The sequence below is a fragment of the Lelliottia sp. CFBP8978 genome, from assembly GCF_034046055.2.
Classification (GTDB): domain Bacteria; phylum Pseudomonadota; class Gammaproteobacteria; order Enterobacterales; family Enterobacteriaceae; genus Enterobacter.
The window spans coordinates 3,693,355-3,708,954 of sequence record NZ_CM188253.1; the positions used below are offsets into that span (position 1 = coordinate 3,693,355).

General features: G+C 53.4%; 14 protein-coding genes. 6 read left to right on the forward strand and 8 right to left on the reverse strand.

Annotated features, from left to right (window positions below):
* Positions 1-277 precede the first annotated feature (277 nt).
* Entirely contained in the window at positions 278-2,356 is a 2,079-nt protein-coding gene (locus tag SOM82_RS17265) for a glycosyl hydrolase family 18 protein (RefSeq protein ID WP_320461385.1), read from the forward strand.
* Between the two features lie 78 nt (positions 2,357-2,434).
* On the opposite strand, the gene gss is transcribed toward SOM82_RS17265, so the two are convergent.
* The gene (gss, locus tag SOM82_RS17270; protein WP_320461386.1) at positions 2,435-4,300 is read right to left on the reverse strand and encodes a bifunctional glutathionylspermidine amidase/synthase; all 1,866 of its coding nucleotides are present in this window, start codon (positions 4,298-4,300) and stop codon (positions 2,435-2,437) included.
* A gap of 159 nt (positions 4,301-4,459) precedes the next feature.
* Here gss and SOM82_RS17275 point away from each other — a divergent pair, with 159 nt between their 5' ends.
* On the forward strand, positions 4,460-5,008 hold the full coding sequence (locus SOM82_RS17275; protein ID WP_320461387.1) for a DsbA family protein: 549 nt from the start codon (positions 4,460-4,462) through the stop codon (positions 5,006-5,008).
* 70 nt (positions 5,009-5,078) lie between these two features.
* Here SOM82_RS17275 and SOM82_RS17280 read toward each other — a convergent pair whose 3' ends face one another.
* The 5 genes from SOM82_RS17280 to SOM82_RS17300 all read right to left on the reverse strand — a co-directional run bounded on the left by SOM82_RS17280 (position 5,079) and on the right by SOM82_RS17300 (position 10,479).
* Entirely contained in the window at positions 5,079-6,056 is a 978-nt protein-coding gene (locus tag SOM82_RS17280) for an ABC transporter ATP-binding protein (RefSeq protein ID WP_320461388.1), read from the reverse strand.
* Positions 6,053-7,030 carry an ABC transporter ATP-binding protein gene (locus SOM82_RS17285; protein WP_320461389.1) on the reverse strand — a complete coding sequence of 326 codons (978 nt, stop codon included), beginning with the start codon at positions 7,028-7,030 and terminating at the stop codon, positions 6,053-6,055. The genes SOM82_RS17280 and SOM82_RS17285 overlap by 4 nt, the downstream gene beginning before the upstream one ends.
* Entirely contained in the window at positions 7,023-7,868 is an 846-nt protein-coding gene (locus SOM82_RS17290; protein WP_320461390.1) for an ABC transporter permease, read from the reverse strand. The genes SOM82_RS17285 and SOM82_RS17290 overlap by 8 nt, the downstream gene beginning before the upstream one ends.
* Before the next feature lie 6 nt (positions 7,869-7,874).
* A complete protein-coding gene (locus SOM82_RS17295) occupies positions 7,875-8,828 on the reverse strand; it encodes an ABC transporter permease (protein ID WP_320461391.1) in 954 nt (317 codons plus the stop codon).
* Between the two features lie 61 nt (positions 8,829-8,889).
* A complete protein-coding gene (locus SOM82_RS17300; protein ID WP_320461392.1) occupies positions 8,890-10,479 on the reverse strand; it encodes an ABC transporter substrate-binding protein in 1,590 nt (529 codons plus the stop codon).
* Positions 10,480-10,725: 246 nt separating this feature from the next.
* On the opposite strand from SOM82_RS17300, the gene yghU reads away from it, so the two are divergent.
* From yghU to SOM82_RS17320, 4 genes are all read left to right on the forward strand, one after another.
* On the forward strand, positions 10,726-11,592 hold the full coding sequence (gene yghU / locus SOM82_RS17305; RefSeq protein ID WP_320461393.1) for a glutathione-dependent disulfide-bond oxidoreductase: 867 nt from the start codon (positions 10,726-10,728) through the stop codon (positions 11,590-11,592).
* Between the two features lie 345 nt (positions 11,593-11,937).
* Positions 11,938-12,810, forward strand: a complete 873-nt coding sequence (gene mscS, locus SOM82_RS17310) for a small-conductance mechanosensitive channel MscS (RefSeq protein ID WP_154126266.1) — start codon at positions 11,938-11,940, stop codon at positions 12,808-12,810.
* Complete coding sequence (gene ydiK / locus SOM82_RS17315; protein WP_320461394.1) at positions 12,810-13,892, forward strand: AI-2E family transporter YdiK; 1,083 nt, start codon at positions 12,810-12,812, stop codon at positions 13,890-13,892. Before mscS ends, ydiK begins: the two co-directional genes overlap by 1 nt.
* On the forward strand, positions 13,892-14,224 hold the full coding sequence (locus SOM82_RS17320) for a glycine zipper family protein (protein WP_154126268.1): 333 nt from the start codon (positions 13,892-13,894) through the stop codon (positions 14,222-14,224). The genes ydiK and SOM82_RS17320 overlap by 1 nt, the downstream gene beginning before the upstream one ends.
* Positions 14,225-14,307: 83 nt before the next feature.
* On the opposite strand, the gene SOM82_RS17325 is transcribed toward SOM82_RS17320, so the two are convergent.
* On the reverse strand, positions 14,308-14,928 hold the full coding sequence (locus tag SOM82_RS17325) for a helix-turn-helix transcriptional regulator (protein WP_154126269.1): 621 nt from the start codon (positions 14,926-14,928) through the stop codon (positions 14,308-14,310).
* Between the two features lie 8 nt (positions 14,929-14,936).
* On the reverse strand, positions 14,937-15,530 hold the full coding sequence (locus SOM82_RS17330) for a LuxR C-terminal-related transcriptional regulator (protein ID WP_320461395.1): 594 nt from the start codon (positions 15,528-15,530) through the stop codon (positions 14,937-14,939).
* Positions 15,531-15,600: the final 70 nt, after the last annotated feature.

Below are 15,600 nucleotides of genomic sequence, written 5' to 3' on the forward strand. Positions count from 1 at the left end.
TATTGTGTCTTTTTTATACTGCAAAGAATAGTCATTAAACTCAATGCTGATACATTATATATCTCATGACCGGAATGGTTTTTATGATAACCCACGCACCCCATCATCAAAAATTATAGCAACGGGATTTTACAGAGCAAATTCAACTAATAGGGAATAATTTTTAGCAATGGTTCTTCTTGATGCGGAATGATTTGCGGATTTTGTTGGCTGCTCTGAATATTACAGCGGTAATACGACGAAACGTCATTTTCGAAAACATATACAGGAAATCAACATGGCCACGAGCAAACTCATTAAGACCGATACACTGACTGAAGCTTCTTATAAAGCGGATGGATTTGATGCCTCCAAAGAGACCTCTAAATATAGCTATACCTCAGCGCGAGTCGCTAAACCGGTATATAACAAGTACAACACGGCGAATAAACCTAAGGTGTTTGGCTATTATACCGACTGGTCCCAGTACGACAGCCGTCAGAGTGATGGTGATGACACCCCTGCCAACCGTGGTCGCGGTTATGACCTGGCCAATGTCAGCCCAACGGCATACGACAAAATCATTCTGGGTTTCCTCGGTATTGTGGGCGATCAGGGTGAAAAAGCTGACACTATTAACCGCGCCGCCACAACGCTGGGCAAATCAAAAGATCAGGTGACCTTCCTCGATCTGTGGGGCGATTTCCAGACCAGCCGCAATGTGGGATTGAAAGATACCGGTTGGGTGGAGATGGATCCGAACACTGCCACGCAGGCAACGGTAAAAGGGATCGTGGGCGGTCTGCGCGATCTGCAGGCAAAAGCCAAAGCAGTGGGTCATACCTTAACGCTTTCGATGAGTATCGGTGGCTGGACCATGAGTAATGGTTTCCACAACATGTCGAAAACAGCCGCCAGCCGCACGACTTTTGCGAAAAGCGTCGCTAACTTGTTTACCCGTTTCCCGATGTTTTCTGAAGTCGATATTGACTGGGAATATCCGGGCAATGCGGGCAACAATAACCCATACGACGATTCAGACGGCCCCAACTACGCGCTGTTGCTGGCTGAACTGAGTAAGCAGCTGAAAGCCATCAACCGCAGCGATGTCAAAATCAGTATTGCCAGCTCGGCGGTGGTCGCCATTCTGGAAAAATCAGATGTTAAAACGTTGCTTAGTCATGATCTTTACAGCATCAACGTCATGACCTATGACTTCTTCGGTACGCCGTGGGCTGCTAAACTGGACCATCACACCAATCTGCACGCGCTGGTTGAAGGCGGTTGGGGCGTGGATACTATCGTTGACTATCTGATTGCGAAAGGCTTCCCAAAAGACCGTATCAACGTGGGCTATGCGGCCTATTCCCGAAATGCGCAAAATGCGAAACTGGAAAGCTTCTCCCCTCTGCGCGGGACGTATCAGCCAGACAGTAACGCCACCACGACCGGGACTTTCGAGAGCGGCAGTACCGAATGGTACGATCTGATTAACAATTATCTGGATCTGGAGAATCAAAAAGGACGCAATGGCTTTAGCGTCTACACCGACCAGGTTGCCGATGCCGACTATCTGTATAACAAAGATACCAAACTTTTCATGTCGATCGATACGCCACGCAGCGTCCGGGCGAAGGGCCGTTATGTGGCTGAAAAAGGTCTGGGCGCTCTGTTTACCTGGACTATCGACCAGGACAACGGCGTGCTGGTCAATGCGGCGCGCGAAGGGTTAGGTTGCCCGATTGTTGAACAGGTTATCGACATGAAACCGTTCTACTTTGATGGGGTTAACGTGGCGGGTGAAGTACCTGAAGACGATTTGCCTGACAGCAATCCAGAGACGAATACCGCGCCAGTGGCCGATATTCAACTGCAGGTCATCGGTGGCTCACGCGTACGTTTAAGCGGGGCGGGTTCCAGCGATGCCGACCATGATGCACTGACCTATAAATGGACCGTGCCGAACGGGATTTCTGTCAGCAACACGACCTCTTCGACCATCAGTTTCACCGCCCCGGTTGTTGTCAGCAAAGCGGATTTCCAGTTTGCTCTGCTGGTAACCGATGCTCATGGTGCCGTATCGGCAAACAAACAGTTTACCCTGAGCGTCTTCGGTGAAGATGCGGTCGAACCAACTCCAACTCCAGAACCGACGCCGGAACCGACCCCGGAACCGACCCCAGAGCCAACGCCGGAACCGACTCCAGATCCAACGCCATCCGGTGATTACGCTCAGTGGGAATCCAGCAAGATTTACAATACTGGCGATAAAGTGTCCTGGAAAGGTAAAAACTACACCGCTAACTACTGGACGCAAAACAACGAACCTGGTGACCCGCAGTTCACGGGTGAATGGGCGCAATGGAAATTGCTTTAACGAGTAGTGTTATTTTGATTTGATTCATTTGCTCCGGCTTTGCTCGCCGGAGCTTTTTTATATTAACGAGCCGGGAGGCTAGCGATCTTTCTCGACCATCAGCGGCTCAATATCGCTCTCTTTTTTAATGACCAGCGAATCATCGCCACGCAGGCAGGTTCCGCCGTAGTTTCCGCCGACGGTAAACGTACAGACCTGAATGTACTTATTCTCGACTTTTGGCAGACACCACAGCTGCTGGTAGATGTTTTTGCGATCCACAAACTTACCGCTGGATTTATCCAGCAACTCCTCCTGCGCGCTGATGAGGTCGATATTACTCCCGCAGCGACCCGCGATAGGTTTCACCGCATACCCTGTTTGGCTTAACCGCTCGTTGACTTCAAAATCGGTATCCAGCAGATAGTGGTGGTTCGGGAACAGCTGCCAGAGCACCGGAAGAATGGCTTTGTTGCCTGGGATGACCGTCCAGAGCGGTTCAAACACCAACACTTCAGGGCGCAGCAACACGTCAATCAGCCGCACGTCATTCTGCGGATGACCGGTACGGATCGGAACCGCCGCGTACTCCGTTTCGCTCAGTTCGCGAACCTGTTCTATCGCGGTTTCCCACGCCCAGGTTTTCCACACGCAGTTAACATGGCGGCCTTCATCATCCACCAGCTGTCCCGCGCTATCCCAGCTTAACGCCTTCAGGCCATGCAGGATTTTGGTTTCAAAACCGGCCTGCATCAGCGAGCGCTGAATAAAGAGCGCGTGATAATCCTCTTCGATATCATCATCCTGCATGATGTGCACAAACGGCCGCGCATGGCTGTGTTTCCATGCCCCGGTCAGCTCCTCAAGCAACCCTTCTGCCGGGTTATGCCCCGTACCGCGGTAGCCGTTTTTCACCCACTCTTCAAGGATCAGCCCCCCTTCGGTGTGGCAAGAGGCAGAGTCCGCGTTGTATTCGTAGACCTTCAGCCCGCGCTCATCCATACAGAAATCCATACGACCGGTAATCATATGGTGACGACGCCATTGCCAGGAGAGGCGCAAACGCGGCCAGAGTATTTTCGGAATGTCGAAAAGCGCGAGTAAATTGTCGTCCTTCAACACTTTATCCGTTGCATGGAGATACATCAGATGCAGTTCGTTGGTGGCTTTGATCAGCTCCTGCTCGGCGCTTTCGCTGATGGTGAAATACTGGCAGGGATCGTTATTGATGACATGGCCGTTCGCCCGGACGTAAGCCTTCTGCAGCGCGTCCTCTTCGTTGAGCCATTTGCCGTCATACTGACGTCTGTTTTGCAGTCGCGCGCCGCGAATTTTGAGCAGCTCACCGTCGATTTCTGGCTGCGGCAGGCTGTGTTCCGTCTCACTGGTCTGAATCATCCAGCCGAGAATGGTGGTATCGGTGAACGTGTCGTGAAGCGTGTAGCAGCCATTTTCAACCGATAAGCGCAGTTCACGCGTCCACTGCTGCCCGGCAGGAAGCGGCGAGTACAGCACGTTCTGTTCCGCAACGCGCACTTTATCGCCCAGCCGTTGCGTGATGACCGCAACGTGACCGGTCTCATTAAACTCACCGCCCTTTTGCCAGATGAGCAGCGAGCCGGCTTCGGGCGCGCGGCGGGAACCGTTAGCAAATGCCTGAAGCGGTAAAATATTATCGTTAACGACCTCACGCAGAAAACGCAGCGAGAAAATCTCCCACGCCATCCCCACGTCGGTAAAGACAAAACCGTAGTTAAGGAACAGGAAACGGCGGGCGAACTCAACGCACTGCCATTTATGCCCCATATATTCATTGCCGATATAGCTGCGGAAGTCTGCATCCCCCGGGTAATGCCGCGGATCCAGACTGCTGTAATTTGAAGAGTAAATTGCCACGCCACCCGGCGCATATCCTAATAACGTCCCAAACGGAGCGTCACTGCTTAACTTTCCTTTATTACGCATGTATCCAACCTAAAACAGGCAGGCGGCAATGTTATGAGGGTTGTCGTCGTCTGCACGTTGTAATTAACCAGACAGAGGTGGAATTATGATACACCTGGATGGCACATTATTCGTCGTCACAATGATGAAAAATCATAAAGCACAACATCAGGAGTCAATATGAACTTACAGGCACAACCGCTGGAATGGGGAAACGGTCCACGCATCTTTGAAATGTTTCTGGAACCTACCTGCCCTTTCTCGGTGAAGGCATTTAACAAGATACCCGCCCTGCTGGAACAGGCTGGCGAAGATAAGATAACGGTCAAAATTCGTTTACAGTCGCAGCCGTGGCATCTTTTTTCCGGGATAATCGTCCGCTGTATTCTGGCGGCCTCCACGCTGCCCGATGGCAAAAATGCCGCGCATAAAGTGATGCAGGCAGTGGCCGACCATCGCGAAGAGTTTGAATTTACCGATCACTGTAGCGGACCGAACATGCAGGCGACACCTGAACAGATCGTTGCCCGCATCGAGCGTTACAGCGGCGTCTCTCTCGCTGAAGCATTCGCCCGCCCGGAGCTGCAAACGGAGATCAAATGGCACTGCAAATATGCCCGGCAGAACGGTATCCACGTCTCCCCGACGTTTATGGTCAACGGCCTGGTGCAGGCGGATCTGGGAAGTGGCGATGAGGTGAGCAAATGGGTTGAGCGTTCAGGCGCGTAATACTGCCCTTGCCCTCAGGCCGGGTGACGCTTTGCCTTACCCGGCCTGAGAATGAATCAATCGCGCGCCCTCACATCTTAAACAGCCAACACGCTGCAAAATGACCTGGCGAAATTTCCTGCATGACCGACTCTTGCGCCTGACACACCGGCATCGCATGGGGACAGCGGCTGCAAAACTTACAGCCAGGCAGCGTCGACGTCGGGCCTGGGATCTCCCCGCGCAGGGTGGCCTGCTCCAGATGACGAATGCGCGGATCGGGCCGTGGAACGGCGGCCAGTAGCGCGCGCGTATAGGGATGCGCCGGATGCTGGTACAGCTCGCCCGCCGGTGCCACTTCCACCAGCTTGCCAAGATACATCACCCCAATGCGGCTGGAGATATGGCGTACCATCGACAGATCGTGAGCGATAAACAGATAGGTAAGCCCCAGCTCTTGCTGCAGATCCTGCAAAATATTGACCACCTGCGCCTGCACCGAGACATCCAGCGCCGAGAGCGGCTCGTCGCACAGCACGAACTCAGGCCGTACCGACAGCGCGCGCGCAATGCTGATACGCTGACGCTGTCCGCCGCTGAACTCATGCGGAAAACGCTGCAAATGTTCCTGCTTAAGCCCCACTTTGTAGAGCAACGTTTCAGTACGTTCACGTTGCTCATCACGGCTGTAACCGTGAATTTGCATCGGTTCGGCCACCAGCTGCTGCACCGTCATCCCTGGATTTAGCGACGAGTAAGGATCCTGGAAAATAGCCTGCATTCGCTTGCGCAGCGGCTTAAGCTGTTTTTCGCTGGCCTGCGCAATTTCGTGTCCGGCAAAATGAATTTCACCCGAGGTGATATCAAACAGACGCAGCATTGCCCGTCCCAGCGTCGATTTCCCGCAGCCGGACTCCCCCACCAGGCCAAACGTTTCACCGCGCTGAATATCAAAACTCACGCCATCCAGCGCCTTTACGACCGCCCCTTTGCGTAACAGCCCGCCGCTAAGAGGATAGTGTTTATGCAGTTCACGTACGCTCACTAACGAAGAATTTTGCTCGCTCATGCCTGAACCTCCTTATCAGCCCAGAGCCAACAGGCTGCACGATGCCCCTCGCCCACAGAATAAAACGCTGGCTGCCGTTCGCACTGCGGCAGCCGCCGCGGGCAGCGCCCGGCGAAGGGACAACCCGGCGGTGGATTAAGTAAGCCCGGCGGCGTGCCCTCAATGGGGGACAACCGGTGGTCCGCGTCGTCCGGTCGGGGCAACGAGGCCAGCAGACCTTGCGTATACGGATGCGCCGGACGGTAAAAAATATCCTCAACGCGGCCCTCCTCCATGACCAGCCCGCCATACATCACCACCACGCGGCTGCACACCTGGGCCACGACGCCGAGATCGTGGGTAATCAGCAGAATCGCCGTTTCAGTTTGTTGCTGCAGACTCTTCAGCAAACGTAAAATTTGTGCCTGAATGGTCACATCCAGCGCGGTCGTCGGCTCATCGGCAATCAGCAGTTTCGGGTTGCAGGAGAGCGCGATAGCAATCATCACCCGCTGGCGCATACCGCCGCTAAACTCATGCGGATACTGATCGTAACGCCGTTCAGCTTCAGCGATACCCACCTGTTCCAGCATGGCGATAGCCGCCGCTTTTGCTGCTTTTTTAGGGAGTCCTTTATTGCGCACCAGGATTTCCGCCATCTGTTTGCCGATGGTCAGAACCGGATTCAGCGCGGTCATGGGATCCTGAAAAATCATCGCAATGTCGTTGCCGCGGATCTTACGCATTTGCTCAGGCGTCTTGCGGGCCAGATCGTCATTCTGAAAGCGAATACTGCCGCCCGAAATCCGCCCGTTGCTGCCCAGAAGCTGGATGATCGATTTGCAGGTAACGCTTTTCCCGCACCCGGATTCCCCGACGATGCCGACCAGTTCACCGGGCTGCACATGAAAGCTCACGCCGCGCACGGCCTGGACTTCGCCGTCACGCGTACGGAACGACGTTTTCAGATTATCGAGTTCTAATAAGTTATTCATCGCGGTTCGCTCCCGGCTCAAAGGCGGTGCGGAATACGTCGCCCAGCACGTTAAAACTAAACACCGTCAGCAAAATCAAAATGCCGGGGAACATCGCCAGCCACGAGGCTTCGCCAATGTACGACTGTGCGTTGTTGAGCATACTCCCCCACGACGCCGCAGGCGCTTGCACCCCCAGTCCGAGAAAGCTGAGGGTCGATTCCATCAGAATCGCAGAAGCAATGTTCAGCGTGCCAGCCACGATAATCGTCGGCAGGACGCCCGGAATAATGTGGCGCAAAATAATCCGCAGCGGGTGTTCGCCCGACGCGCGGGCGTACAGAACATATTCGCGCTCTTTTACCGATAGCGTTTCAGCACGCACCAGTCGCGACATGCTCATCCACGTCAGCAGGCTGATAATCAGAATGATGTTATCCACGCCCGGTTTCAGATAGGCGTTTACCACCAGCAGCAGGAAAAACGCCGGAATGGCCATCAGAATATCGACGACGCGCATCATCAGGTTATCCAGCCAGCCGCCAAAATAACCGCTTACCGTTCCCACAACGGTGCCAATCAGGGTGGAGAAGATCATCGCCAGAAAGCCGACCATCAGCGAGATTTGCCCGCCGTACAGCGCGCGGGTGAAGTAATCCCGCCCGTATTCATCGGTGCCAAACCAGTGCGCTGCATGCGGGGGTAATGTGCGCGCCCCCAGCGACATCTGGTCGGGATCGTACGGACTCAGCCCCGCGCAAAGCGCAGCAGCAATAAAAATAAACAGGACAAATAAAGAAAACTGCGCCGGACGATTACGGCGCAGTTGGTGGCGTACTTGTTGCCAGCGTCTGCTCATCCGGGGTTACCTCAGTGTACGAATACGGGGATCGGCGAAACGATAGAGTAAGTCGGCGATCAGATTGCCGACGATCAGCATCAGCGACGACAGCATGATGATTGCCATAATCAGCGGGTAGTCGAGCGAGGTGATCGACTGGATCCCCAGCAATCCCATCCCCGGCCACGAAAAGACGCTTTCCGTCACATACGCGCCCACCACCAGCTCGCCAAACGACAAACCAAACAGAGTGATCACCGGCAGCAGCACGTTTTTCAGCACATGGCGGAACAGGATGCTGGTGCGGGTTGCGCCATACGCCAGCTGGGTTTGCACATAGTCGGCGGAGAGCTGCGAAATGGTGTTCGAGCGGATATAGCGCACGTAGCTGGAGAGGTTATAAAAGGTCAGCGCGATACAGGGCAGCACGCCGTGACGGACCACGTCCAGCCAGTTGTCCTCCATGCCGATGGTGCGCATTCCCATGCTGGGAAACCAGTTCAGCTGCACCGCAAAGACGGTGATCAGCAAAATACCAAACCAGAAAATCGGTACAGAGATCCCGATATAGGCGAATAAATTCAGGATGTGATCCAGCCAGCGGTGTTTGAACGCGCCCGCCAGCAGCCCCAGCGGAATGGCGAGGACAATCGCCATCACCAGCGACGCGCCCATCAGCCCAAGCGTGGCCGGAATGCGTTCACCGATCATCTCCAGCACCGGACGGTGGTAAATCAGCGAGTAGCCCAGATCGCCCTGCAACACGTTCTTTAACCACAGGAAGTATTGCGTCACCAGCGGCTTATCCAGCCCCAGGCTCTGACGAATGCGCTCGATATCTTCCGGGGCCATCCGCGGGGTGATATACGCGGCGACCGGATCGCCTGGCGCGAGTTTAACCAGCAGAAACGCAACCAGCGAAATAAAGAAAAGCATCGGCAGCAGTTGCAGCAACCGACGCGTCAGTAATGTGTTCACAACTTACCCTTACACGACTTACCCATAAAAAAAGCCCCAGCCAGGCGACCGGGGCAACTGCTTATTTTTGATAGATTCTGGAGAGATCCTGGAACATATACACTGGCTTCGGCTGTGCTTCCTGAGTACCACCGAAACGCTTATCCACGGCAACGGTCGCATTCGTGTAGGCGATCGGGTAGTAGGTCATCTCGTTCGCCACCGTCTGCTGGATCTGTTTGTAGATTGCCGCCCGTTTGCCGCTGTCGGTTTCGATTGCGCCTTTATCCCACAGGGCATCAAATTGCGGATTTTTGTAGTGGGCGTAGTTGTAGGCTTCGTTACTCATGAACAGCGATTTGTAGCCGTCCGGCTCGGCGCCCATGATGTAACCGCCCAGGTTCAGCTCCCATGCGGTGTTGTTCATATCCAGGCTGCGCTGCGACATGGCGTTGGAATCCAGCGGCATCAGCTCCACATTCACGCCAATGCCTTTCAGCTGCTGCTGAATGTAGAGCGCCATGCTCTCCTGGGTTTTGTTGGTGTTCACATAGGCCAGACGCAGCTTAAGGTTCGCGGGCGCGCCGGAGGATTGCAGCAGCGCTTTGGCTTTTTGCGCGTCGTATTTGTACTGCTCAACGTCGTCCGTCTGGTAGAGCGTGTCCGGTGTCAGGAACGAGGTGGCCGGTTTGGCGTAATCCAGCGAGGTAAACGCGGTTTGCGTCAGCTCATCTTTATTAATGGCGTAGGCAATCGCCTGACGCAGGGCTTTGCTCTTCATGACCGGCACATTTTGGTTGAACGTCATGTACGCCAGACGCCCTTCCGGATAGACGACAAAATCAAATTTACCGGTATTTTTCAGGCGACTCACGTCCTGCGGATCCACCATCTTCAGGTTGATTTCACCGTTTTGCAGCGCAAGATTCGCCGAGTTGCTGTCTTTGGCAAAACGATAGGTCACCGAATCGAGTTTCGCTTTGCCGTTCCAGTAATCATCAAAACGCGTCAGCGCGTAATACTGCCCCGCACGGTACTCTTTGAATTTGAACGGACCGGAGCCAACCGGCGCATCGTTTTTGGTGCTCTTTTCCAGATCCGCTTCTTTTGCGAACACGTGTTCTGGAATCGGGTAGATCTGCACCAGCGTTCCGGTAAAGGCGGCGCTCACCTGCGGTAAGGTGAATTTAACGGTGCGTTCGTCCACCTTGCTCACTTCCACCGGCTTACCGCCATAGGTGAACATGCTGCGAAAGAAACTGTGCTGTTTAGCATCCAGCAGTTTATTAAAGGTGAAGACCACGTCGGAGGCGGTCAGCGGCTGGCCATCCTGCCATTTCAGATTCGGTTTTAAGGTGAGGGTGTAGCTGAGATTATCGGCGGAAGGCGTCAGGCTCTCTGCCAGACCCCATTCGATTTTTCCGTCGTTGAAGCTGTAAAGCGGAGCGTAAAGCGCCTGCATAATGGTCAGGGTGGTACGGTCGCTGGCATACAGGGGGTTAACGGCCAGCGGATCGCCGGAGGTGATACCGATAATCAGCGAGCCACCGTCTTTTGGCGCGTCGCTTTTGGCGGCAGGTGCGTTCGCGGTTTCATTCTTTTTCGCATCGTCACAACCCGCTGCGGCCAACGCCACAGAAACCAGGACAGCAGATAACAGTAGCTTACGCATATCTCACTAACTCCTTGCCTTAAAAGTGTTTAATACAATGATTTCTCTTTATGTGTGAGCATCATATTCAGCTTTGGGATAATGCGCATTAATAATGAAAATGCGATTTTCGGCTAAGCTTATAACGAATTTGATATATGTAAGTGCAGATACAAATCGCGCATAACCTTATGCGCTCAGTTCGTTAAACCGTTCATGAATCTCCTGCTACACTGCCTCAACACATCACTCAAAAGGCAGATCAACATGTCCGACAACACTTACCAGCCACCTAAAGTGTGGGAATGGAAACAGAACAGTGGCGGGGCGTTCGCCAACATCAACCGTCCGGTTTCTGGCGCGACGCATGAAAAAGCGCTGCCGGTGGGCACGCATCCGCTCCAGCTCTATTCGCTGGGTACGCCAAACGGCCAGAAAGTGACAATCATGCTGGAAGAACTTCTGGCGCAAGGTGTGACTGGCGCGGAGTATGACGCGTGGTTGATCCGCATCGGCGAGGGTGACCAGTTCTCCAGCGGATTTGTGGACGTCAACCCGAACTCAAAAATTCCGGCACTGCGTGACCACTCTGTGAATCCGCCCCTGCGCGTATTTGAATCCGGCAATATTCTGCTCTATCTGGCAGAGAAATTTGGTCACTTCCTGCCAAAAGATCCGGCTGGACGCACCGAAACCCTGAACTGGCTGTTCTGGCTGCAGGGCTCGGCCCCGTTCCTCGGCGGCGGTTTCGGCCATTTTTACAACTATGCGCCCGTCAAGATTGAGTATGCGATCGACCGCTTCGCCATGGAGTCAAAACGCCTGCTCGACGTACTGGATAAACAGCTGGCGCGGGGCCGTTACGTCGCGGGCGAGGAGTACACCATCGCCGATATGGCGATTTGGCCTTGGTTCGGCAATGTGGTGCTCGGGAACGTGTATAACGCCGCCGAATTCCTCGATGCTGAAAGTTACAAAAACGTTCAGCGCTGGGCCAAAGAAGTGGCCGAACGCCCTGCCGTTAAACGTGGACGCATCGTTAACCGGACGTTTGGCGAGCCCGCTGAACAGCTCCATGAACGCCATGCGGCGAGCGACTTCGACACTCACACCGAAGACAAACGTCAGGCCTAACTGACTCCCGGGCGGTTCGCCGCCCGGTTAACAGCCAAACCCCGCTTCAGCAGAATCGTGCTGGCTTCCCTGGTGTGTAAATACTCGCTCAGCGCCTGCGCCCGGGGCGTCAGAAGCGCACAAGCATATTCCGCACGGGGGTTAAACTTAACGCCACTACCCGCCAAAATCACCGTTTCATATTGCCCTCGCCCTTCGTTATACAATTAATTACATACCGATTGAGCACAAACGTCGTGATCTCCTGAAGGGGTAGTATTTTTTGCTCCACTATTAGACAAAAAATTCGGCGGTATGCGGCCTGGCCCTTACTAAAATGGGGGTTTTATGACAGGGAACACCGACATGAAGTTTGAAGCTTTTCCAGGGATCAAACAGTTGATCCACTGGGTCGTTAACAATGAGTCCGTTATTCTGCAAGGGATCGCTAACCTGTGTGGCGCAATTTTTCTTTTATTCGTTGGGATATTTATCGCCCGTATTACCAGCAGCGGGTTTAAAAAGTTACTTTTAAGCCGCAACGTTGACACCACTATTACCCAGTTTTGTAGCGCGCTGCTGCGCTATGCGATGGTCGCTTTTGCCGCCATTGCCGCGCTTGGACGCGTGGGCGTTGAAACCTCTTCTATTATTGCGGTGATCGGTGCGGCAGGTTTGGCGATTGGCCTGGCCTTGCAAGGCTCTCTCGCTAACTTTGCGGCGGGTGTCTTGCTGGTGACCTTACGCCCGATTCGCGCGGGCGAGTACGCCAGCGTGGGCGCTGTGGCCGGGACCATTGAAGAGGTGCATATTTTCTCCACTACGCTGCGGACTTCTGACAACAAAATGGTCGTGGTGCCGAACGGTAAAATCATTGCCAGTGAGATCACCAACTTCTCTCGTCAGAAAGAACGTCGGGTCGATATTACGCTTGGGGTTTCCTATAACACCTCTATCGAACATCTTAAAAATGTCGTTAAAGCCGTCATCGTGCTCGATCCGCGTATCAAACACGATGCAGGCCACACCATTCGTCTTAGCGAATTTGCCCCTTCATCGCTGAATTTTGTGGTGCGGGTGTGGACGGATAACAAGCACTACTGGGATGTGTATTACGATCTGATGGAAAACATCAAAAATGCGCTGGATGCCAATCAGATCCAAATGCCCTACCCGCAAATGGACGTGCATTTGAACGATCAACGTCAGGCCCTCCTTTCGCAGGAGCTGGTGAATTAATGGACACCATCAAACATCCGCGCGATCTGCCGCAAACGCTTTTCAGTATCATTATTATCGTGACGCTACTCTGTTGCGCCATCTGGATCCTGCACCCTTTCCTGCTGAGCGTCGTGTGGGCAGGGCTGATCGTGATCGCAACGTGGCCGCTCTATACCAGCGTGAAGCGCAAACTGGGCGGTGGCACGAAACTGCCTATCGCGCTGATGATGCTGTTTCTCTCTGCCACCTTTCTTGTTCCCATTGTTTACAGTGCCGGAACGTTGTCGACGCTGCTAGGCCGCCTCCTGCAGTGGCTGATGCACGTGGATAAATCCCATCTGCCGACACTCGATTTTCTGGCCCGTATTCCGGTGGTCGGTGAGCACTTACACAGTAAGTGGCTGGCGCTGCTGCATGAAAACGCGGCGACGTTTTTTGCCACGCTGAAACCGTGGATCACCAAACTGGTGATGATGCTGGCGCAGGGGCTGAGTCAGTTTGGGGCACTGGTTGCCAACGGACTGATGATGCTGCTCGCCTGCCTGGTGTTTTATCTCTATGGGCTGACCATCGCGCGCGGTCTGCGTCAGTTTGCGTTTCGCATTGCAGGCGAGCGTGGCGACTATGCGGTACTACTGGCCGGAAAAACGGTTCAGGCCGTGGCAATGGGAGTCGTCCTTACTGCCGTGATTCAGTCCGCTTTTGCCGGTCTGGGAATGGCAATCTGCCAGATACCGTCAAGCGGCCTGCTGACCGGGATTATCTTTGTCCTCTGCCTGATGCAGCTCGGCCCGGTGATTATCATGCTGCCGGCGCTTATCTGGCTGTTTTATCAGGGTGAACACTGGAACGGAGTTCTGTTACTCATCTGGACGGTAGTGGCTGGCTCGCTGGACAACATCCTGAAACCGATTCTGATTAAACGCGGCGCGGATACTTCGCTGCTGCTGATCATGACTGGCGTTATCGGCGGAATGCTGACCTGGGGGATGATCGGCCTCATGATTGGTCCGGTCTTACTGGCAGTATCCTGGACGTTACTGTCTGCCTGGGTAAGTGAAGCCAATTATCAACCGGTGTCTGCTACAAAGGAGCTGTAATGAAATTAATGAAAACAACCCTCATCATCGGCGCGCTGATCTTCTCTGCTTCAGGCTTTGCTATTGATAAAACGGGGACCGGCGCGCTGGTAGGCGCCGCTGTGGGCGCAGCCGCAGGTAAAAGTGTTAAATCCACCGTAGGAGGGGCCGTGGTGGGCGCGGGTACCGGGGCGATGTTCAAAAGTGGCGATACAGGGAAAGCCGCCCGTAAAGGCGGTGCTGTGGGAGCGGTCGTAGGAGCGGGTGCCGCGGCTATGACAGGCAAAAGTGTGCTGAAAGGCGCAGCGGTGGGTGCCGGTGCGGGCGGTATGGTCGGCGAAGCCACGCATTAATCCGTCGTCAGCAGTGCCGGGCAACATCCTGTTGGCCCGGCTTTAACAAGTGCGTGCTCATCACTTCCCATAAAAGCCGGCTTTTAGTTATACAACCCTCTCTTACTTTCGTATCCCTGAATGTATTTTCTCAGCTCCAGATCGTTCGTCACCTTCAGCTTTCTCATGATGCTTCGTTTATGTGTGCTGATAGTTTTTTCACTACGGAATAACGCCTTCGAAATGTCGACACCTGAGCGCCCCTGCCCGAGATAACCCAGAATGGTACATTCCGTGCGGGTTAACATCGCCTGCTCAACCGGGAAAACAATTGTTTTATGTCGAGTGGCTATCGCGCTGAGATAACGATTATTTTTTACGACAGTTTCAATCAGTTCGCGCATCTGAAAATTAACTTCATCGACACACAGGATAGAACAGTTAAAGTGCGTGACCAGGCTGGAAAGCAGTTCTTTTTGTGCCGCTTTAATCAGAACCAGTGCATGTGGAGTATTCGGTACATCGCATGAAAGGAATTCTTCTGTCGTATTACAGTGCGTGACATCAAAAGTCATCAGATGCACTTCACTTTCCGGGCAGACTTGCGCAGAGGCCATCTGATAACGCCAGTGTGGATTGTGGCTGGCAAGTTTATCCAGACTACAGCGAATACCAGCAAGATAAATGTTATTGCTGATGTGATTTTGAATTTGGAAAATAAACATAAATATCCTTATTTATTGCAGGAAGAGAGTTGGTTAATCGCTGTGAGCAAATCCATCCAGCCTGCTTTTGTCTCAATATCCAGACGCATTCTGGCGTTACGTTTAAACGTAAAGACCGTTTTGTAGCTGCAATTACGCCGGACAGCGATCTCCTGCGTTTGCATCCCGGATGCATAATCAAGCAGCACATTCATCTCGGAGAATGAGAAATGTTGTCCGCGATGACGTTTAATCCTTGAATCATTAATAGCGGGCAGCAGTTTCTCCTCCAGTTCATCCTCTGCCAGACAACCGCTCGCCCCCGATGCCATAAATAATCGGGTCAGCAGTTCATCCTGATAGGGCAGATAGACCAGCGTTTTCAGCGCCATGGCTTTGGTATAATGGAAGATCCGCAGCATTTTGCTGACTGAGTCACCTAACCCCCCGGCCCCGACCACTAAAACTTTTGGCGAATTTGTCTGGATACAAATCTCTTCCGTTATCTGCTCAAAAGCGCGACAAGATATAACGTGCTGTCCCTGTTCCTGAAGCTGTGCGCAGAGGCCATTGCGGAGCAATACACGCGGTTCATAAAGAATAACGAGAGGTCGAGAATTCATAGCATCCATTGCTTCGCATTAAATAGAAAATCTTGTACAAGATAATTCTCAGGCTTATTTATTCAACGTA

Excerpts from the sequence above, each read along its gene's own strand:
- SOM82_RS17265 (WP_320461385.1), top strand. The coding sequence starts at position 278 with ATGGCCACGAGCAAACTCATTAAGACCGATACACTGACTGAAGCTTCT.
- gss (WP_320461386.1), bottom strand. The coding sequence starts at position 4,300 with ATGCGTAATAAAGGAAAGTTAAGCAGTGACGCTCCGTTTGGGACGTTA.
- SOM82_RS17275 (WP_320461387.1), top strand. The coding sequence starts at position 4,460 with ATGAACTTACAGGCACAACCGCTGGAATGGGGAAACGGTCCACGCATC.
- SOM82_RS17280 (WP_320461388.1), bottom strand. The coding sequence starts at position 6,056 with ATGAGCGAGCAAAATTCTTCGTTAGTGAGCGTACGTGAACTGCATAAA.
- SOM82_RS17285 (WP_320461389.1), bottom strand. The coding sequence starts at position 7,030 with ATGAATAACTTATTAGAACTCGATAATCTGAAAACGTCGTTCCGTACG.
- SOM82_RS17290 (WP_320461390.1), bottom strand. The coding sequence starts at position 7,868 with ATGAGCAGACGCTGGCAACAAGTACGCCACCAACTGCGCCGTAATCGT.
- SOM82_RS17300 (WP_320461392.1), bottom strand. The coding sequence starts at position 10,479 with ATGCGTAAGCTACTGTTATCTGCTGTCCTGGTTTCTGTGGCGTTGGCC.
- yghU (WP_320461393.1), top strand. The coding sequence starts at position 10,726 with ATGTCCGACAACACTTACCAGCCACCTAAAGTGTGGGAATGGAAACAG.
- mscS (WP_154126266.1), top strand. The coding sequence starts at position 11,938 with ATGAAGTTTGAAGCTTTTCCAGGGATCAAACAGTTGATCCACTGGGTC.
- ydiK (WP_320461394.1), top strand. The coding sequence starts at position 12,810 with ATGGACACCATCAAACATCCGCGCGATCTGCCGCAAACGCTTTTCAGT.
- SOM82_RS17320 (WP_154126268.1), top strand. The coding sequence starts at position 13,892 with ATGAAATTAATGAAAACAACCCTCATCATCGGCGCGCTGATCTTCTCT.
- SOM82_RS17325 (WP_154126269.1), bottom strand. The coding sequence starts at position 14,928 with ATGTTTATTTTCCAAATTCAAAATCACATCAGCAATAACATTTATCTT.
- SOM82_RS17330 (WP_320461395.1), bottom strand. The coding sequence starts at position 15,530 with ATGAATTCTCGACCTCTCGTTATTCTTTATGAACCGCGTGTATTGCTC.